Below are 19,990 nucleotides of genomic sequence, written 5' to 3' on the forward strand. Positions count from 1 at the left end.
CGGGCACTTATTTGATCGGCCATTTTACCTGCCCTCATTTCCCTTTGCTTTACGACGACGGACTGCAGGCGCGGTTATGCAAAGAAGTTCAAACAGAAGGTTAGCGCCGTTCAATGCCGTAATTCCCTGTGGATCGAGCGGCGGTGAAACCTCGCACATGTCGGCCCCAACGATGTCCAGCCCTTCGAGGCCCCGTAGGACAACCTGCGCGTCTCGCATCGTCAGCCCGCCTGGTTCGGGGGCGCCGGTCCCGGGGACAAATGCGCTGTCGAGTGCATCGATGTCGAATGTGACATAGCAGGGGCGATCGCCAACGACGCGCCTGATCTCGGCAATGACGCCGGCGCGTCCCAGCTTTTCAAACTCGTCAAAGTCAATGACACGCATGCCGTGTGCAATGTTAAAGTCGCGATCATGCCGGCTGAATCGCGTGCCTCGGAGACCAACGGAAATTGTTCGCTTCGGGTCAATTAGACCCTCCTCCACGCCGCGCGTAAGGAGGGTTCCATGATTGTACCGGTCTCCGTAGAGCTCCTCACTCGTGTCTGGATGAGAATCGAATTGCACGAAGCCAATCGGCTCATCCCGTACGATACCTCGCAGAACAAGGTAGGTGGCCGCATGGTCGCCGCCGCAGGCGACAGGGGTAATTCCGCGACTTTCCAACTCGGAGAAGAAGGCAGACGTATGTTCGACAGCACTCTGCGGATCGAGGGGATTGAAAGGTGCGTCGCCAATGTCAGCGATGGCACATTGGTCGAATGGCGATTCGCCTCCGCTCGAGGGGAATCTGCGGATCAACCTGGACATGTCTCGAACCTGTGAGGGGCCATGACGCGCCCCGCCTCGGTTGGTAGGAAAGTCAAACGGGACGCCGACGATGCCGATGTCGACACCCGTTCCGTCGGGAACATACGGGAGCCGCATAAAGGTTGAAATGCCAGAGAAACGCGCCACCAGCAGCGAGTCGACAGGTTTTGCAGATGTTATCTTTTGCGCCATTCAGCCCACCTTTGGAAAATTACCCAAAGTCTATGGACCCCCCGTCTGTTCGCCTATCAGAAAGGGACGATCTTTGGTTCGCCTTCGGTCGATAACAGATCTTCAAATTTTGCGCTTATGCATACGTGGTGTAGATCTTCCTTTCGGCCGGCATTGCCGAGTGAGGCAGACCCCGCACAATGTCAACGGGTTCCCGGGAAAGACACTATATCAACATCAACAAATTCGCGGTTGTGTGAATTCGGGAGTGTGTGCCGATCTGAGTAGTTGGCCGGGGCGGAGATCAAGCCGAAACAGTAGCCGTACTATAGCCCGAACAAAACCAAGGGACAGGCTTTCGCGATCGCCTGCTCGGATCCGCTGCGACCGGACTGCTGGGCGAACTGCAGCTGTTTGCATCTGTGATCCATTCACTGCTGCCTAGTCTTCACGTGAAGATAGAAGTAACCGCGAGGCGACTGCCTGCTGATGTGCGGGCCGAATCGCTCTCCGACTCCCAGACACAGTTGCAGTCGCCACCATAGCCGCTTTGTTCCTGCGGCGCCGATTCAAGAATAGGCAACTGACGATAACGAATACCTCAGATTCGCGATAGCTTGACTGGACGAGAGATATTGGAGGGGAGGTGTAGTGTGAGCGACTTGATTGGGTACTGCGACGGCGAGCTGAAGCCGATGAGTGCTGCAAAGATCCATGTGCTGGACAGAGGTTTTAGATTCGGTGACGCGGTGTTCGATAGCGCGCGCACGGTTCGTCATCGAGTATACAAATCGCGCGAGCATTTGATCCGGCTGATGCATTCGGCAACAGCGACGCATATCGAGATTGCCGAAACCCTGGACGAACTCGACACCATTTGCCAGCAGGTCGCGGAAGCAAACAGCCATATCTTGGCAGAAAACGACGAAATCTGGATCACCCCAATTGTCACACGCGGTCCGCTTAACCGTGATGCGCCCTTTTCAAATGGTCCGGCAACCCTCGTCGTTGCCGCCGAGCGCCTTAACTTTTCCCGCTATGCAGAAAACTACCGTACCGGCGCATCGCTACTGACGCCTGCAGTGCGGGCCATTCCAGCGCAGTGCATCGATTCCCGAATAAAGGCTATCAGCAGGCTTCAGTACGGACTGGCGGAGGCCGAGGTCAAGAAGCTGGACACATCAGCGGCGCCGTTGATGCTCGATCTCGACGGCAATGCCACTGAGACAACCGGTGCGAACTTCTTTTGTGTGCGCCATGGCGAGCTCATGACGGCCCCCGATCGTGATGTTCTCAATGGAATATCGCGTGCTACAGTTTTCGATCTGGCCCAGAAGCTCCAGATACCCGTAAGGCGCTGCAAGCTTCCACTGTTTGATGTCCTGGCTGCGGACGAGGCTTTCACCACTGGCACAAGCTTTTGTATGCAGCCCGTCACGCGCATAAACGGCCAGAAGATCGGGAGCGGCGCGCCCGGACAGATCACACTCTCGCTCCTTGATGCATGGAGTGCCGAGATCGGGCTTGATATCGCCGCCCAAGCGCTGTCGCACGTCAGAGCGTAGTGATTAACTTCATGTGCAGGATCGAACAGCCGCGCGGCTGCGATGCGCAACCGTACCAGCGAACTGGAGCAGTTCCATGAGACAAGGACATAAGCCGGGCACATCAGCGAGAGATGCGCTGCACCAAGCCCAGCCCTCATAAGGCACATGTTTAGCGGGCCAATCACCCGGACCGTATCATCGCATTCATTGACACGCTGGAACGGGACTCCTCTCCGTTCAACATACCTCAAGCTAAACGCCAAACATATTTCGCGAAATCTGGAGATCGAAAATGCACGATAAGAAGCCTTTGGTCATGCCAATGCTAGGATCTGCCGATGCGTCCACTTTCATGGGCGTGAAGCCGATCGGTCTCAAGGAGAAGATTGAATGCGACGTTGTGGTGCTGGGAATTCCTTGTGCCACACCCTACAGGTCGGCAACGGAGTATCTGGAAGCAAACCTCAATGCTCCGCAGAGCATTCGTGAAGGTATCGCAATGTGGGCCGGGTCGGGCGACCGCATCGATTTCGATCGGGGTGTCCCGCTGTTTTCAAAGGATCGCGTAAGGGATATGGGCGACTTGCCGGTCAAACCCGACCGGCCGGAGGCCAACCGTGCCCTGATAAAGCAGACGGTGATGGATATCGTCAAAGCTGGTGCAGTACCGATTGCGATTGGCGGCGACGATTCAATCCCTGTGCCGTTGATTGCTGGTCTGGAGGAGATTGGCCCGCTAACTATCCTGCAGATCGATGCGCACATTGACTGGCGCGATGAAGTGGACGGCGAGCGTAACGGCCTGTCGAACGTCATGCGCCGAGTCTCAGAACTCCCCTTCGTCAATCGAATGGTCCAGGTCGGGCAACGCGGTCTCGGTTCGGCCGGCCCAGATGAGTTGGCCGACGCGAAGAAGTGGGGCGTCGAGTTCTTCGGGGCCGAGGATGTATTTGATCGGGGCGTTGACCATATCCTCGAGCGAATCCCGGCCGGCGCGAACGTTCATATCAACCTGGACCTGGATGGTCTGGATCCCTCCATCATGCCAGCCGTCTTTGTCCCCGCACCGGGCGGATTGCTGTATTGGCATTTGATTAAGCTCATTCGAGGAGTGGCAAGGAAGGCGAAACTGGTGAGCTTCGCAATGGTCGAGTTTGTCCCAGCTCGCGACTCCGATTCCAATGCCGCTCTGCTGGCCGGGCGTGTGCTGACGATGGCGATCTCGGCGGCACTAGAAAGCAAGGACAAATGACATTAACGTCCAAAGGCGCCAGCACGATGCAGCACGAAACTAATTATGCGATCCGTATCGGCAGTCAGGGCAGCCCAGATGTCATGAACGTCGTTCCGATATCAGTCGATGGTCCAGGCAAGGGAGAAGTGCTGGTTCGGAATCTCGCTGTCGGCTTCAACTTTATCGATATCTCCCAACGAGACGGTCGCGCGCATTTAACCTTGCCCTCCGGTCTTGGGCATGAAGGAGTGGCGATCGTCGACGCCCTCGGCGAGGGAGTGCGCGACTTCTCTGTGGGGGAAAGGGTAGCCTACATCAATGCAGGCATAGGAGCTTACGCAACCCGACGTATCGTCAAAGCGGACAGATTGATTAGGGTGCCAGACGAGTTAGAAACCGACCAAGTCGCTGCCTTCTTGTTCAAGGGCCTCACCGCCCAATATCTTGTCAGGCGAACTTTCAAGGTTGCGGCAGGTGATCTTGTTGTTGTCCATGCGGCGGCCGGGGGAGTCGGTTCAATCGTGTCGGGTTGGGCACGATCATTGGGCGCCACCGTCATAGGAACCGTCGGCTCGGACGGCAAGCGTGGGGCAGCGCTCGCCGCCGGTTGTGTCGCGGCCGTCAACTACACAAATGAGAACTGGGTCGACGAGATTCTTGAAAAGACCGGCGGTCGGAAGGCAGAAGTCGTTTATGACTCTGTTGGAAAGAACACCGTATTGAAGTCGCTGGACTGCCTTAAACCATTTGGTCTGCTGGTAGTTTTTGGTATGGCTTCGGGGCCTTCGCCTGCGATCGACCCTGAGTTATTGAACGTAAAAGGATGCCTTTTTATGACGAGGCCTTCCGTGTTCACACACAACGCGACCACCGGGTTACTGCGCGCGAACGCCGCCGAATTGTTCGAAACAATACGACGTTCCTCATTCCCATGGCCAACAATCACGAAATTTCCTCTGTCGGACGTCGTGAAGGTGCACCGCGCGGTCGAACAACGCCAGCTTACCGGATCGGTCGTTTTCATCCCCTAGGACAAGTTAGCAAACTGGTATCATAAAAAGATGGATCAATTGTCAGCAGGCCTCAATGACCGAGTAGCTTACGTCAACGATGAATATGTGTCGGCGAAAGATGCGAGAATATCGATATTCGATCGAGGCTTTTTGTTTGCGGACGCGGTTTATGAAGTCACCGCTGTGATTGGGGGCAAGCTGATCGATTTTGACGCCCATATGCAGAGGCTGGAGCGTAGCCTACGAGAAATCCAGATACCAAACTTCTGGAGAATTGAATACCTGCGGCAAATCCATGAAAGATTGATCATCCTTAACGACGTTCAAGAAGGACTGATCTATCTGCAAATATCACGAGGCGAAGCAGACCGGGATTTTGCATATCCGCCCACACAGACGCGACCAACTCTCGTTCTATTCACTCAGCAGAAATCGATCCTGAACGCATCCCTCTCGGCGAAGGGATTAAGTGTTATCGCCGTCGAAGATCTACGCTGGGGGCGACGCGACATCAAGACCGTACAGCTGCTTTACCCCTCAATGGCTAAGATGTTAGCAAGGCAACGCGGCGCAGACGATGCTTGGCTTTGCGACGGCGACTACGTCACGGAAGGGACCGCGCAGAACGTGTACATTGTCAAGAATAAGACCTTGGTGACGCGCTCCCTGTCCAAGTCCATTTTGGGGGGAATAACGCGTGCGGCCGTACTTAAATGCGCGACTGGTTTCAATATCGAGATCGCTGAACGCGCTTTCTCGCTGGCCGAGGCAAAATCGGCGGACGAAGCGTTTTCGACATCGGCAACAACGCTGGTGATGCCAGTTGTCGAGATTGACGGCTGCACGATCGGTGACGGGCTTCCCGGCCCCATCACGAAAAATTTGTTGACACAATATATCAAGGAGCTGGTCGACTCGCGATCTCCGCAGGAATAGTTACCGGTTGATTGTCATTGGATAGAGATGGATGTGGAATGGGGATGAGGTCGCTCCAATTGCGAATAGTGACAAATCTCTGGTATCATAAGCAGCCATGGATTATTATTTCTATAAGTTTGCTAATTTCTGCAGTTGTTATTGCTGGTACTATTACACTGGCCGGAGGCAATGAAGGAAAACAGATTTTTGTCAAGTATGGATGCATCGACAGGAACGAAGTACACCACATAGAAAATCAATCTAAAACGTATCTTGGACTACGAAATTGCAGATAAGCTTTAGATGGATATATAATATTTTTTAAATTATGGTATGTATGCGTATGATGTGTGCAAATACGCATAACAATAATAATATTGCTGAAAGGATGACGACCCTATAATGCGCGAAGTGTCGGGCATCACGTGCCCATTGTGCAAAACCAACACAAAATGGGTATAGTTGGTAAGCGTCATCCTCGGCGGACATTCGTACCATTTTTGGAATTTTTAGGTGTCCTGGCTCTCCTACGAGGTGACAAGCAGTCAAGGGAGGATGGCATTGTCAAAATTGAAACAGGTGAGCGATCTTGACCTGCGGCTCCTGCGAGTGTTCGTCCAGGTCGTTGACCAAGGAAGCTTTGCCGGCGCGCAGGCGCAACTCAACATCTCGCAGTCCGTGTTGAGCGAGAATATTAAGTCCCTCGAGATTCGGATGGGCGTCAAGCTTTGTGAGCGAGGTCCTGGCGGCTTCAAGGTCCTTCCTGAAGGCAGGGAGGTTTATAGGGCGGCCAAGCGGCTCTTCGGCGCAATAGAGGATTTCAAGGGCGACTTGTCGCATATCGCGGGCGGTATGGCTGGCGAACTGGTCATTGCCCTCGAAGATGACATTCTTACCAACCCGGCCTGTGAGCTTGCTGAAGCAATGAGGGATTTCAATGAGATGCCAGGTCGCAAGCAAGTTCGCTTCCGAGTGGAGCTAATGGCCGGCTACCAAGCCATTACCCACGTTGCGGAAGGAAAGGCACATATTGCAATTACTGTTTCACGAGTGCGCGTCCCACGGCTTCTGCGGCTCCCGTTGTTCCTTGAGCGGCGTCATCTGTATTGCGCGAAGTCGCATCCGATATTCTACCAAAGCGACGAAACGACCACCGATGAGGAAATTGCCCACTTCTCCTATGCGAACCGTGGTCATTTCGAGCCCGATGGATTTGGCGTTGAGGGGCTCAGTCGCACGGGCGACATCGGACTAGGCGCTCAATCCCACCTTGTGCTTGTGCTCTCAGGGCGCAACATCGGCGTCATTCCGGACCATGTTGCACAGCCACATATAGAGACGGGCGACCTCCGCCTGGTGATGCCGGAAACGACCCTGGTCGAAGACGAGGTCGCGGCTGTTTTCCGGGCTAAGGATAGCAATATCGCGATGATCCGCCACTTTCTGGAGAGCTTGGCGCGAGTACATCACAAGTCGATAGATGACATCGTTGAAGGGTGATTCTCGTACCCTGGCAGCACGAAAGTCAATGAAACAGCGAAGTGCGCCAACAGACCCCACCTGGGTATCCTCTCGATGAACTCATGGCAGCCGGACGGCTTGCAACTTCCAGATTGACAGACTTCCCGTAAGCCTCCGGTGAGGCTTTCAATTACCCACATCGTCGGCGAGTTCCGATTGAGATGCCGAATGCAATGTCAATGAGGCGCGTCAGCCCTCGCCAGACAACAATGTTTCCGGGCGGCGGATCGTGGTTGCGGGCGAGGTAGCCGCCAAGCATGGCGATCTGAAGCAGATAGGTGGCGAGGGCTTTGCATAAGATGCGCGGCTTGGTGCGCGCCGCGTCGATGTTGTCAAGCGCCGCGATTTCGGCTGGGGTGAGAACTGTCCCTGGCTCAGCATCGGGCTTAGCTCGAGCGGACATGATGAGGAAGAAGATTCGCCAACTGACCACCGCAATGAGGGCGAGGAACGCCGTCTCGTCCTGGCCGACCTTGACGCGATGGCGTCCCTCCCAAGGCGCGGCCGAGAGCTGGGCGAAGACCCGATGTGCGCCGTGTTCCGGCTCAGCGTCGGCAGGCGCGGCAGCCAGCCGGTTGGTCTGCACCCGCACCAGAAAGCGTGTACCGAGATCCTGCGCAAGGCAGAACAGTTCATAGATGTCGCTCTCGCGATCAGCCACATGCACGCAGCGTTCCGGCGCGCCGACGAGCGCGATCGACTGGCGCAGGTTCTCCAGCCAGCGATAGCTTTCCTTCGTCTCGATCGGCACGGGTTCACATGCCGCTTGAGCGTCCAGGTTCCTTTGAACTTCGTGCGCGTCCAGAACTTCGCCGCCGTCAGTCCGAGCGGCGTACCCTTCAAGGTTACCGCCAGGCTCGAATGCATCAGCACCCCGCACAGGGTCACTACATTGGGCTGCCCCGCCTTGTAACGCCCGGCGTTGATGGTCTTCGTAAACCCGATCTTGCCCGGCTGCGCCCGGCTGTAGATGAATTCGGTGGTGTCCTGCAGAATGAGGATCGGTCCCTCACTCGCCGCGCAGCGCACAGAGGTTGCCGCGAAATGACCGGCCAGCACTCCATGCTCGGTGACGCGCGGGTTGTCAAAGAACCGATAGGCCGCCTTCGTCGCCGCCCAGTCGCCACACGCTACCGGAACCGGCTGGCCGGGCGCCGCCGACATCTGTTCAAGCAGGCGATGCAATCGGCGCGCCAAGCGTTTATCCGGAAGCCTCGCCGAAACGACTTCATCGTCAAGCCAGCCTGCTCCGGTGGTTTCCGTGTCCCTGCTCATCTGCGACGCCCCCGCGATTCGGCGTCAAAGACAGAATCACAGACGATTCAACGGGCGCAAGTCGCATGCAGGAGATGTGGGTAATTGAAAGACGGTGAGGGCCGCAGTCAGGCTGCCTTCACAGTGACGGTGGGTCGTCGCCAGTTCCACGGCAGGAGATCGGCCAAACGGCTTTGCGGCGTGTTGGCGATGCGGGCGAGCACGTCAGCGAGCCAAGCCTGTGGGTCGACATCATTGAGGCGGGCGGTTGCGATCGTGGGTAAGCGCGTAGGCGTCCCCACGTAGCGCGGTTGGGTCTGAAGTATCAGGTTCTCCTGGATGATTTCTTTCAGGAGAATTCCATGAGCGAAGCTATATCCGCTACCAGTAGCTTTCATTTGATAGGGGCGGATGTCGAGCGCCTGGAGCGCAGCCCGCCTCGAACACATCGTGCCTGGTCGCCGGATCTGAAGGCGCGGATCATCGAGGAGACGTTTGCGCCGGGGGCGAACGTGTTGGCGATCGCGCGGTCGCATGATCTTGCGCCGTCGCAGCTTTTTGCCTGGCGGCGCAAGGCGCTGGCGTCCGGGATGGTCACACCGCTGGCTTCCGAAGATTCTGGCGCTATGAGGTTCACACGGTTCGATGCCGTGCGCGGCAACATGGTGGAGATTATCGTCGGTGATGTCGTCATCCGCGCCAGGTCTGGTGTTGATGCCGGTCATCTTGCCATGGTCCTGCGAGCGGTGCGCTCGGCATGATCCCTGCTGGCGTCCAAGTCTTTGTGGCGGCCACGCCGGTGGACTCCCGTCGCGGCGTTGACGGCCTGATGGCTGTGGTACGCGACGCAGGAGCCGATCCCTTCAGTGGCGCACTCTACGTCTTCCGAGCCAAACGCGCCGACAGGGTGAAGATCGTATGGTGGGACGGGACCGGCGCCTGCCTGTTCGCCAAACGGCTCGATGAGAAGGCACAGTTCGGCTGGCCTCGGATCGGTGCGAGCCGGGTTCGCCTGAACCACGCTCAGCTTCTGGCGCTGCTCGAAGGCCTACAGGAATATCCCCGCTGGTGAGTCTGACGAATCATCGGACGAAGTAGTCCGGGTTGTGGACCCGCATCATCCACTTCTTGGCCGCTCGTTCCATGTGATCCGCCGAGTGACACGTGGAGGCGGCAACTTTCTACCATTGTACGAAGTCGAACATCGTGATGGGTCAACGTTGCTGGTTCCGGTTGCAGCAACACAGAAGTATGTCGAGGACACGAATCAGACTAAATTGAGCGTCGAGGCGGTTCGGGATCTTGTCGCGGTGGCGGAATGTCTCGAAGCTCATGACCATAGACCCAAAGAGCCTGTGGGCGACGCTGTCACCAGCTTTGCGACGTCAAATCCTCGACGAGGTCGCCGCGGTTCTGGTGGAGGTGTCTCGTGAAGTCCGAACTGGTCAAGCCGACCCATCTGGAGCGCAAAGCGGTTGTTTACGTCCGACAGTCGACGGCGCATCAGGTAGTGAGCAATCAAGAGAGCCTGCGGCTACAGTACGCGCTTCGCCAGCGCGCCCGGGAACTCGGCTGGCATGATGCCGACATCGATGTCATCGATGCCGATCTCGGCTTGAGCGCAGCCTCTGCCGCAAAGCGGAACGGGTTCAAGGAACTCGTCGGGCGGGTTGGCCTCAGAGAGATCGGATTGATCCTGTCGATCGATGTGACACGGCTGGCGCGCAACTGCTCCGATTGGTATCCGCTCTTGGATATCTGCGGCCTGCGCGGCTGCCTCATCGCCGATCGCGATGGCGTCTATGATCCCGGCAGCGCCAATGGCCGTCTGCTTCTTGGTTTGAAGGGAACGATCTCTGAGCTCGAGCTGCATACGATCCGCAGCCGTCTGACCGCCGGTTTGCTTGCCAAGGCCGAGCGCGGCGAGCTTGCCCTCATGCTGCCGATCGGCTTGATATGCGATCCGAGTGGGGTGGTTGTCAAGGACCCCAATCTTGCCGTTCAGCAACGGCTTGAACTTGTGTTTGAGACATTCCTGAAGTTCCGCACCGTCGCCAAGGTCATGCGCGTGCTGAACGAGCGTGGCCTGGCTCTGCCGCGCAGCGACCGGCATGGCGAACTGCGTTGGGCGCGCGCGACAGTCTCGGCGGTGGCGGCGATCCTGAAGAACCCGGCTTATGCCGGTGCCTTTGTCTACGGCCGGACCCGCCTGCGTGCCACCGCATGCGAAGGCGGGAGTTCGGATGCGAAGGTGGCGCGACCGATCGATGAATGGCGGATCGTCGTGAAGGATAGGTATCCACCCTACATCGATTGGCCAACTTATGAGAAAATCCGCGATATCGTGCGAGATAACCGAGCCGAGTACATGCGCATCAAAACGAGAGGCGCCCCCCGCAACGGCGAACTTCTGCTGCATGGCATCGCTTGGTGCGGGCGATGCGGACATAAGATGTATGTTCGCTACAAAGGCGGCGGAGAGTATGTGTGCAATCATCTACATTCCCATGCGGGCTTGCCGGCGTGTCAGCATATCCGCGCTTCACGCGTGGATGCAGCTGTGGCCGACGCATTCCTGACGGCGCTGGCACCCGCCGAAATTGATGCGCTGTCGCGCGCCCGTCGGGCACAGCAGCAGGTCGAAAAGGCCCTGCGCAGCAGCGCGGAACGTGAACTCGAGCGCAAGCGCTATGCCGCGGCGCTGGCAGAGCGCCAGTTCAATCGCGTCGACCCCGACAATCGTCTTGTCGCCGGCGAACTCGAGCGGCGGTGGGAAGCGGCGTTGAACGAGGTCCGCAGTGCAGAGGAAGCCGTTGCCCGACAAGCTTCGGCCGAGCCCGTTACCCAAATAGCGCTGGGCAAAGCCCTCCACCGCAAGGTCATCGCCCTCTCCGGGCGCTTGCCGCAAATCTGGGCGGACGATGCCACGACGGACGCGCACCGCAAGGCGCTGTTGCGGTGTCTGATCGAAAAAGTCATTCTCGATCGCGGCGAGCACGATATTGCCCTGGCCAGGATCATCTGGCGCGGCGGCGCGGTCACCGAACTCGAAGTAAAGATGAATGTCAACTCCGTCGCCAAGCTCACGCACGGTGAAGAAATGCGTGCGCGTTTACTCGATCTCGCGAAAACCGGCTTGCCTGACGATGAGATTGCCGCCCTCCTCAGCCAGGAGGGACACCGCTCGCCCAACTGCGCCGACAAGGTCTTACCGATCACCGTGCAGAGGATTCGTCTCGGTGCCGGGATCCGGATAGCGACACAACGCAGCCGATGGACCCACCAGGCCGTTTGGCTGAGCGCCACGCAATTGGCAGCACGGCTGCACATTCCCGTTAATTGGATCTACGTGCAGATCAGGCAAAAGCGCCTCCTGATCGACCGTCAGCCGACCGGAGCCTACCTGTTCCGAAATGCTCCTTCCGTGATCAACGCGGTCCGGGATCTCCGCAACCACACCATCAGCCACCTTGATCTGAGAATCACTCAGCCTCACCAGGAGAGGTATCAACATGCGTGATCGGTCGACGGGATGGATTGGAAGAAGGTGCGCACGGTGCCGACCCGACGTCCGCAATCGGTGGGATAGTTCGGCTGCGGCACGTTGAATCAGGGCGTCGGAAAGGCGGGCAAACCCAGGCGGAATGTGATGTGATCAGCGGCGATGATGACCGCTGCTCCAGACCTTCCCGACGACATTGACGCGCTCAAGGCGCTGGTGGTCACCATAGCGGAGAAGGCCGGCCGGCTTGAAGATCGCAATGCCGCGGTGGAAGCAGAGAATGTCCGCATCCGTGCCGAGAACGCCGAACTCGCAGCGCTGAACAGGAATGCCGACGAACGCATCGCGCAGCTGATGTCGATCATCGCCATGTTCGAACGCGCCCGCTATGGTCAGCGCTCGGAGAAGCTGCGCGTCGATTCCCTGAACGAGGAGCAATACCAGTTCGTGTTCGACGAGATCGACACGGGCCTGGCGGCGATCAGCGCGGAACTGGAGAGAGTTGGAGGAAAGACACGACCGCCGCGCACGCCTCGGCCACGCAAACCCTTTCCCGCGCATCTGGAGCGCGTCGAGTTCGTCATCGAGCCTGACGATGCTCACGGATGCGAGGGATTTGAGAAGGTCCGCATCGGTGAGGATGTCAGCGAGCGACTCGACGTCACGCCGGCGAAGTTCCGCGTGATCGTCACCCGCCGTCCCAAATACGCCTACCGGGGTCATGACGGCGTGATCCAGGCTGCTGCGCCGGCCCATCTCATAGAGGGCGGCATTCCCACCGAGGCCCTCCTGACCCAGATTGCGGTGTCCAAATATGCCGATGGCCTGCCGCTCTATCGGCAGGAAGCCATCTATGCCCGCGACCAGGTTGAACTCAGCCGCTCCCTGATGGCCCAATGGATCGGCAAGGTCGGGCTCGAACTGGAACCGCTGGCCGACCATGTCCTGATGCGGATCCGGCAGGCTGAGCGCATCTTCGCCGATGAGACGACGCTGCCGACATTGGCTCCGGGGTCCGGCAAGGTGAAACAGGCTTATCTGTGGACCTATGCCCGTGACGACAGCACCTTTGGCGGCACGTCACCGCCCATGGTGGCCTATCGGTTCGAAGACGGTCGCGGCGGCGATCGGGTCGAGCGGCATCTCGACGGCTTCACCGGTATAGTGCAGGTCGACGGCTACGGGGCCTACAATCGCCTGGCGCGCAAGGACCGTGCTGTCGGACCTGTGACGCTGGCCGCGTGCTGGTCGCACGTCCGCCGTTACTTCTTCGAACTCCATGCCGCCGGCACATCACGGGTCGCCACCCGTACGATCGAGATGATCGCTCCGCTATGGGCAATCGAGAAAGAGGTTCGCGGTCAGAGCACCGAAATCCGGGCAGCAATCCGGCAGGAGAAATCCGGCCGATCGTCGCCGCGCTCTTCAATCTATGGGCGGCGGAACTGCCGAGACTACCGGGGAAATCGAAGCTGGCCGAGGCGATCCGCTATGCCATCAACCGGCGCGAAATCCTCGAGCGCTTCCTTCACGACGGTCGCATCGAACTCGATAACAACACCATCGAGCGTGCGATCCGGATCGAGCGTGCGATCCGGTCGCAAACGATCACACGAAAGAACAGCCTGTTCGCCGGCAGCGACGGCGGCGGAAAGACATGGGCCACAATCGCCACGATGCTGGCCACCGCCCGTCTCAACAATGTCGATCCGCACGCATGGCTCACCCGGACCCTTGAGCGCATCGCCACCCGCTGGCCAAACAGCAGGATCGAAGAACTCATGCCGTGGGTGCTCCAAGCCTGACGGCCGCGCCTACGCGCTTACATGGATCCTAAATGCCAACAAACAAAGCTTTCGTTTCAGCATTCAACGCAACACGCCGAGCAGAGGTGAGTGACCACTGTTTGGCGAACCATCAACCGGTGGCGAAATCCAGCGAGGAAAGCCTATGACTGGGTTATCCTAAAGGGGGCTGGTAAGCTCGGCGAAGACGCCTGATTCCGCTACATCTCGAAACCAGGTACAGAGCTCTGGACATCATTCATTCTCTCGTTGGAAAGAAAAGCTAGGACGTGGTAACTAGCTCGTCACGGTTCACAGCGGATCCTTTACCTTCGTCTCAAGCTCTGTGTCACGATCATGATCAGAATTGCTATAACTATTAGCACCGTCGAGGCCGCAAGGATTGCCGGGCTGATCTGCTCACGGATCCCGGTGAACATTTGGCGGGGGACAGTCCGCTGATCGACGCTGCTGAGGAATATTGTTACAACGATTTCATCCAGCGACGTTGCGAAGGCGAATATGGCTCCAGAGATGATGCCGGGTGAAATGAGCGGCAATGTCACCTTGCGAAACGTCGTCATGGGTGAGGCCCCAAGGCTCGATGCAGCCCTCGCGTAACTCGGATCCAGGTTTGACAGTGTGGCGAGTACGGTGGTGACGACCAAGGGCGTGCCGAGCATGGCATGGACCAGAATGAGGCCAGTATATGTCTGCGCAAGCCCGATCATCGTAAAGAAGAAGTATATGCTGGCAGCGACAACTATGATTGGCACGATCATCGGTGACAAGATGACTGCCATGATTAATGGTTTGGCCGGCAGGTTTGACCGCGCGAGCCCGAGCGCAGCCAAGGTGCCGATCGGAGTCGCGATCGAGGTCGCGAAAACACCAATCAGCGCACTGTTCTTGAACGCCTCTCGCCACAGCGGTTCGTTCCAAAGCTGTGCGTACCACCGCATGGAGAAGGCGTTTGGGTCGAGGGCCAGCATTCCCGGCGTGAATGTAAAGTAGGGTTCTGCATTGAATGAAAGTGGGATCATGATTAGAATCGGCATCAACATCAGGAAAAAAATGAACCCGCATATGATTCTGAAAGAAATAGCCCACACCCGCTCGACAGATGTGCGCTCCACCGCCGGCGATATCTTATCCATTGTCATGCCTTTCTGTCCCGCATGTATCGGTTAAGTACCGTGTACAGGCTAATTACGACAACCAGGATTACGATGCTCAGTGCCGCAGCCAAGGCCCAGTTGAGCGAGGTCTGCATGTGGTAAGCAATGATGTTGCTGTAGAGCGTGCCGCTTTGCCCCCCGACCAAAGCTGGGGTCACGAAGTAGCCGATCGAAAGAATGAATGCGGTGCTCGCGCCCGCCCCTATCCCCGGCAGGGTTAGCGGGAAATACACACGCCAGAATGCCTCGAAAGGATGCGCCCCGAGTGACGTGGCCGCTCGAAGATATGAGGGCGGAATAAGCTTCATCACGCTATAGATCGGAAGGATGACCAGCGGCAGCATCGCATAGGTGCCAACTAGGATGGTGCCAAGCATATTGTAAATGAGAGCCAATCTCTGTTGCTCGGCAATCACGCCTGTCGCGACCAGCAGGTCGTTCACCACGCCCCTATTCTGTAGAAGTACGATCCAGCTCACAATACGGGCAAGGACCGACGTCCAGAATTGTAGAAGCACGATCGTCATCATCCACCGCGCCGCCGATGGCGACGCCCGTGCTATCGCCAACGCAATCGGGAAAGCCAGAAGCGTGCTGAGTGTCATGATGGCAAGGCCAACCAGCAGCGTGCGAACAAGCAGATAGTTGTTTACTCGCTGATCCTCGGGGCGAAGCTCGATGGATCCGTCCTCGGTCTTAACGAGGTCGACAGCTTGCAGGAGATGGGAAAGAGTGAACCGACTGCCGGCGTTCTTGATAATGGACCAGGTCTCAGGCAGCGCCCATTGCTCGTTCGCGCCGACAAAGACGGGTTTCCATTCTGTGACACCGGTTTGGTCCGTGATGCTAAGACCTCGTTGGACCAGCGAACGCATCCCCGCTGCGTCACGATTGAGACGCTGTCCAACCGCACCGATGGTACCCCGGTCACGAGTGATCAGCAATTCATCGCGAAACGCGCGAAAGACAGCCTCGGGCGGCGTGCCTTCGCTGGGCTTCCAACTTTTGAGCGCGTCAACGGTATTCGGAAATGCATCTGCGATGAGGGGATCATAGACGGCACGAACCAGAAAACTCGAAATCGGAGCTAAAAAGGTGAAAGCCAAAAAGACGGCCAAGGGTGCAATTAGAAGAAAGCCCCTCAAGCGCTCCGGACGCTGCGCCTTGCGATGAGCAGCTTTCAATAGAGTGGATGACGTTGTTCTCATGTTATCAGCACCCCACATCGCCCATGAAACACCGGCAATCCGACGTCCGCCAGCCGAACCGTATCGGTTGGCCTGGCTCAATGTCAGATTGCCCCCCTGTGTTGGCGACCTTGGACTGGTAAGTATTCGAGCCCGATCCGCGGAGTGTCACGCGGAAATGATCACCGTGGTAGACTACCTCGGTGACCGTTCCTTGGAGAAGGGTGTCGTAGTCGTCGGGAGGGTTGATTGCAATTCGTTCGGGGCGAACGGACAGTGTCGCGTTGTTTCCATTCGCCGCTGAGGCACTAACGCTTTGTCCCCGCGCCAATTGCCCATCGTCCAGTTCAACGGTGCAGCATCCATCCGCGGTCGACATGACCTTCCCCTGGACGGAATTGTTCTCACCTATAAAGTTCGCGACAAAAAGGTTTGCTGGGTACTCGTAAAGATCCCGTGCCGAGGAAAGCTGCTGAATCGTGCCGCCCTTGAAGACCGCGACGCGAGTGGACATCGTCAGCGCTTCGCTCTGGTCGTGCGTTACGTAGACGACGTTGATCCCGAGGTTTCCATGTAGCGTGCGGATCTCGTTTTGCATCTCCTCGCGCAGATTCTTGTCCAACGCCCCCAAAGGCTCGTCCATTAGAACCAACCGAGGCTGAAAGATCAGTGCGCGTGCCAAAGCGACGCGTTGCTGTTGTCCGCCAGAGAGCTGATTCGGTTTGCGTCCGGCCATTTTACCCAGTTGAACCATATCGAGCGCCTGATCGACCGCCGATTTGATGTCGGCTGCTGGCCACCTCCGGACCGAGAGTGGAAAGGACAGATTCTCCGCAATTGTGAGATGAGGAAAGAGGGCGTAGTTCTGGAACACTACGCCGATTTCTCGCTTGTACGGGGGAACGTGGTGGATGGGGCGCCCCTCCACAAGGATTCGACCGCTTGTCGGGCTCTCGAACCCGGCCAGCATCATCAGGGCGGTCGTCTTGCCGGATCCGGATGGGCCGAGCAAAGTGAGGAATTCGCCCCGCATGATGTCGAGATCCAAGTCTTCTATGACAAGTGTATCCCCATCGTAGGTCTTGGAAATCTGTTCAAAACGGACGAATGGATTCAGTTCCTCGGTCATTTCTTCCCCATCGTTTAGCTTCCGCTTTTTGCTCGCGGTTTCAGCAGCAAAAGACAAAGGATTGCCCCCTTCTGCACGCTTGACCGATGAATGCACAGTCTTGAGACCGACGACATCAGAAATTTGCGAACAAACAATCGGTGCCTCGACCAGCATAAAGCGGCGCTTAAATATATCCGGCATCCGCCACACTGGGCGCACAATGGTATCACGTCGCCGCCAGCTTCCCATGGCGCGCCAGGGGTCGCTTCTTTGGAAGGCCGATCAAAGGATTGGAAAAAGCGGATGGAACTCAGCGTCATCCGCTTGCACAATCTAAGATGAGCTAATCGACGCTCAGTAAAAGGAATATAAGGGGAACGCGCATGCTTAAGCTATCGCTTGCTATCGCCGTCTCGCTGACGGCATTGTCTTCAACCGCTTCTGCGGAATCTCTCACCGTTGTTTCCTGGGGCGGAGATTTCGCGAAGAGTCAGGAGGTCGCCTTCGTCGCCCCATTTCGGGAAGCTACTGGGGTAAATGTCCGAATGGACGACTGGAGCGGTAACATTGGCCAGATTCAGGCTATGGTCGACGCGAATAATGTGACATGGGACGTCGTAGTGGGAGAACGCAGCTTCGCAATCAAAGGTTGTGAAGAAGGTTTCCTCGAAAAAATTGATTCTTCGAAACTTCCACCTTCCCCGGATGGAAGGGCGGCAAGTGAGGATTTCCTCCCGGGCACAATACTGGACTGCGGTATCGGATCCGAAGTGTTCGCCTACGGCATCAGCTACAACAATGCAGCTTTTCCGGAAAAGAAGCCGCAAGGCGTCGCCGATTTCTTCAACCTGAATGATTTTCCAGGTCGGCGTGGCATGCTCAAACGACCCGAATCGACGCTCGAGTTCGCTCTCCTTGCAGACGGTGTGGCCAAGGAAGATCTCTACAAGGTCCTCGCCACTTCGGACGGCTTGGAGCGGGCTTTCGCCAAACTTGATTCCATCAAGGACCAAGTCGTTTGGTTCGATTCTTTTGCTCAGCCGCCACAGATTCTGAACGATGGCGAGGCGGTTATGGTCACGGGAACGCTGTCACGGATCATCCAACCCATGCTGGAGCAGCAGAAGGACTGGAACGTGATTATGAATGATTTTCTATGGGACGTCGACGTCTGGATGGTTGTGAAGAATTCCCCGAACAAGCAGCAAGCTTTCGACTTTATCAATTTCGCCAGCGAGCCGCAGCGCATCGCTGTCATCAGCACACGTGCGGCTTACGATGTCTCGCGAGCGTCGGCATCGCAGTTCGTCGACTCCAAGATGAAACCATACCTCTTTACCAACCCCGATACGATTACCAAAGGGGTGCAGGTGGATCCCCAGTTCTGGGCGGACAATATGGATCGCATCAAGGAGCGGTTCAACAACTGGCTCGTCCGCTAGGATCAGCGGAACTCCCCGATTTAGTGTCAAAGCGAGGTACGCATCGGCGTACCTCGGAACTGAAGGTGAAGAGGAAGCAATATGCAGTCCAAAGATCAAGCATCAGCACTTGATGCAAAAGTCACTCCGCGGTTTTCGCAGCCTGCTACATTCTTGAGGGCGCCGCTGAAGTCCGACTTGGACGACATCGATATTGCACTGATGGGGATTCCTTATGATCTCGGTTCGGGAAACCGATCAGGCACCCGTCATGGGCCAGCACAGGTTCGCGAGATGTCACGCCTTATCAGACGTATCAATGGATCGACTGGTGTCGCTCCCTTCGAACTTGCACGCATTGGAGACATCGGTGACGCTCCTGTCAATCCATTCATGATCAAGGAAAGCATTGATGAGATTGAGGCTTTCGTTGATGCTGTCCTCGACCGGAACGTTGTTCCGGTAAGTGTCGGTGGAGATCACACAATTACATTGCCTGTCTTGCGTGCGATCGGAAAAAGGAAAGGTCCTGTTGGAGTAATACATTTCGATTCACACAGTGATTGCGCAGATAGCTTCTATGGAAGCAAACTGAACAATGCGACGATGTATACTAGGCTGGTGGAGGGAGGATTTATAGATCCGAAACGCGTCATTCAGATTGGAATCCGGGGTACTTATTTTAGCGCCGGCGATCTTGATTTCGCTAAGGCAAACGGCATACGCGTCATAACTATGGACGAATTCGAAGAGTTGGGCCGCGATGGGGTGGTTAGGGAGATAAAGCGCGTAGTAGGTACTGGTGAAACCTATTTCACTTTTGACGTTGATGGCCTTGATCCGCCGCTATGCCCAGGGACGGGAGCACCCGAGCCTGGCGGTTTCAGTATGCGGGATATCCAGGTGATTGTCAGAAAGCTCTCTGGTCTCAATTTCGTAGGCGCAGATGTTGTCGAAGTCTCGCCTCCGCTCGATCCCGCAGGACATACGGCGGTGAATGCTGCGAATGTCTTGTTCGAAATAGTATGTCTAATCGCGCAGGGTCGCGCCGGACAAATTAGGCGAGACAGACAGGCAGCTCAGGGGTAACGTGTAATCGAAGAGATATGAGTCACCTCGGTGCGTCGGTCAGCCTCCTTTGTCTCCGGCGAACCGATGTTGTAGATTGGGAGTCTTCGAGGCAGACGAAATGGGTGTGTGCCAGGTCGAAAGGTAAGACCCGGTGATAACTGCTTGTGCGTCTAAGTGTCTGAATCATAAAGATCGGCATGTTTTCAATGTCTTGCCAGTCTGCGCGTGAGCATGCGGATATTGGCGATGAGGACCCATGCCTCGGCGG

Annotated in this window: 15 protein-coding genes and 3 pseudogenes; 11 read left to right on the forward strand and 7 right to left on the reverse strand. The window is 56.9% G+C overall.

Annotated features, from left to right (window positions below; genetic code table 11):
- Positions 1-24 precede the first annotated feature (24 nt).
- A complete protein-coding gene (locus ABID37_RS13565) occupies positions 25-1,002 on the reverse strand; it encodes an agmatinase (RefSeq protein WP_354195589.1) in 978 nt (325 codons plus the stop codon).
- A gap of 632 nt (positions 1,003-1,634) precedes the next feature.
- Here ABID37_RS13565 and ABID37_RS13570 point away from each other — a divergent pair.
- The 5 genes from ABID37_RS13570 (at position 1,635) to ABID37_RS13590 (ending at position 7,193) form a co-directional block, all read left to right on the forward strand.
- Complete coding sequence (locus tag ABID37_RS13570; RefSeq protein WP_354195591.1) at positions 1,635-2,546, forward strand: aminotransferase class IV; 912 nt, start codon at positions 1,635-1,637, stop codon at positions 2,544-2,546.
- A 274-nt stretch (positions 2,547-2,820) separates the two neighbouring features.
- Positions 2,821-3,780 (forward strand): arginase family protein, encoded by a 960-nt coding sequence (locus ABID37_RS13575; RefSeq protein WP_354195593.1) that lies wholly within the window; start codon positions 2,821-2,823, stop codon positions 3,778-3,780.
- The gene (locus ABID37_RS13580; protein WP_354195595.1) at positions 3,777-4,793 is read left to right on the forward strand and encodes a quinone oxidoreductase family protein; all 1,017 of its coding nucleotides are present in this window, start codon (positions 3,777-3,779) and stop codon (positions 4,791-4,793) included. Before ABID37_RS13575 ends, ABID37_RS13580 begins: the two co-directional genes overlap by 4 nt.
- Before the next feature lie 30 nt (positions 4,794-4,823).
- Positions 4,824-5,711, forward strand: a complete 888-nt coding sequence (locus tag ABID37_RS13585) for a D-amino-acid transaminase (RefSeq protein WP_354195597.1) — start codon at positions 4,824-4,826, stop codon at positions 5,709-5,711.
- A gap of 495 nt (positions 5,712-6,206) precedes the next feature.
- Positions 6,207-7,193 carry a LysR family transcriptional regulator gene (locus tag ABID37_RS13590; protein WP_354195599.1) on the forward strand — a complete coding sequence of 329 codons (987 nt, stop codon included), beginning with the start codon at positions 6,207-6,209 and terminating at the stop codon, positions 7,191-7,193.
- 151 nt (positions 7,194-7,344) lie between these two features.
- Here the strand turns inward: ABID37_RS13590 and ABID37_RS13595 are convergent, their stop codons facing one another.
- The 3 genes and pseudogenes from ABID37_RS13595 to ABID37_RS13605 all read right to left on the reverse strand — a co-directional run.
- Positions 7,345-7,965: a hypothetical protein gene (locus tag ABID37_RS13595; RefSeq protein ID WP_354195620.1), complete on the reverse strand. Its 621-nt coding sequence runs from the start codon at positions 7,963-7,965 to the stop codon at positions 7,345-7,347.
- A gap of 380 nt (positions 7,966-8,345) precedes the next feature.
- Positions 8,346-8,489 (reverse strand): annotated as a pseudogene (locus tag ABID37_RS13600) (IS4/Tn5 family transposase DNA-binding protein); the annotation flags it as partial.
- 107 nt (positions 8,490-8,596) lie between these two features.
- Positions 8,597-8,743, reverse strand: a pseudogene (locus ABID37_RS13605) (transposase domain-containing protein); the annotation flags it as partial.
- Between the two features lie 87 nt (positions 8,744-8,830).
- On the opposite strand from ABID37_RS13605, the gene ABID37_RS13610 reads away from it, so the two are divergent.
- From ABID37_RS13610 to tnpC, 4 genes and pseudogenes are all read left to right on the forward strand, one after another.
- Positions 8,831-9,229, forward strand: a complete 399-nt coding sequence (locus ABID37_RS13610) for a transposase (RefSeq protein WP_354195601.1) — start codon at positions 8,831-8,833, stop codon at positions 9,227-9,229.
- Positions 9,226-9,540: an IS66 family insertion sequence element accessory protein TnpB gene (gene tnpB, locus ABID37_RS13615; protein WP_354195603.1), complete on the forward strand. Its 315-nt coding sequence runs from the start codon at positions 9,226-9,228 to the stop codon at positions 9,538-9,540. Before ABID37_RS13610 ends, tnpB begins: the two co-directional genes overlap by 4 nt.
- Positions 9,541-9,897: 357 nt before the next feature.
- Positions 9,898-11,988 carry a recombinase family protein gene (locus ABID37_RS13620; RefSeq protein ID WP_354195604.1) on the forward strand — a complete coding sequence of 697 codons (2,091 nt, stop codon included), beginning with the start codon at positions 9,898-9,900 and terminating at the stop codon, positions 11,986-11,988.
- A 144-nt stretch (positions 11,989-12,132) separates the two neighbouring features.
- Positions 12,133-13,775, forward strand: a pseudogene (gene tnpC, locus ABID37_RS13625) (IS66 family transposase).
- A gap of 305 nt (positions 13,776-14,080) precedes the next feature.
- Here the strand turns inward: tnpC and ABID37_RS13630 are convergent.
- The 3 genes from ABID37_RS13630 to ABID37_RS13640 are packed head-to-tail and all read right to left on the reverse strand — an operon-like array spanning position 14,081 to position 17,431.
- On the reverse strand, positions 14,081-14,917 hold the full coding sequence (locus tag ABID37_RS13630) for an ABC transporter permease (protein WP_354195605.1): 837 nt from the start codon (positions 14,915-14,917) through the stop codon (positions 14,081-14,083).
- Positions 14,914-16,221, reverse strand: a complete 1,308-nt coding sequence (locus ABID37_RS13635) for an ABC transporter permease (RefSeq protein WP_354195606.1) — start codon at positions 16,219-16,221, stop codon at positions 14,914-14,916. Before ABID37_RS13635 ends, ABID37_RS13630 begins: the two co-directional genes overlap by 4 nt.
- Positions 16,145-17,431 carry an ABC transporter ATP-binding protein gene (locus tag ABID37_RS13640; protein ID WP_354195607.1) on the reverse strand — a complete coding sequence of 429 codons (1,287 nt, stop codon included), beginning with the start codon at positions 17,429-17,431 and terminating at the stop codon, positions 16,145-16,147. Before ABID37_RS13640 ends, ABID37_RS13635 begins: the two co-directional genes overlap by 77 nt.
- 182 nt (positions 17,432-17,613) lie before the next feature.
- Here ABID37_RS13640 and ABID37_RS13645 point away from each other — a divergent pair, with 182 nt between their 5' ends.
- Together ABID37_RS13645 and speB are read left to right on the forward strand one after the other, a co-directional pair.
- Entirely contained in the window at positions 17,614-18,672 is a 1,059-nt protein-coding gene (locus tag ABID37_RS13645) for an ABC transporter substrate-binding protein (protein ID WP_354195608.1), read from the forward strand.
- Between the two features lie 81 nt (positions 18,673-18,753).
- Positions 18,754-19,740: an agmatinase gene (gene speB / locus ABID37_RS13650; protein ID WP_354195609.1), complete on the forward strand. Its 987-nt coding sequence runs from the start codon at positions 18,754-18,756 to the stop codon at positions 19,738-19,740.
- The last annotated feature ends 250 nt before the right edge of the window (positions 19,741-19,990 follow it).

It is taken from the genome of Aquamicrobium terrae (genome assembly GCF_040545735.1).
Classification (GTDB): domain Bacteria; phylum Pseudomonadota; class Alphaproteobacteria; order Rhizobiales; family Rhizobiaceae; genus Mesorhizobium; species Mesorhizobium terrae_A.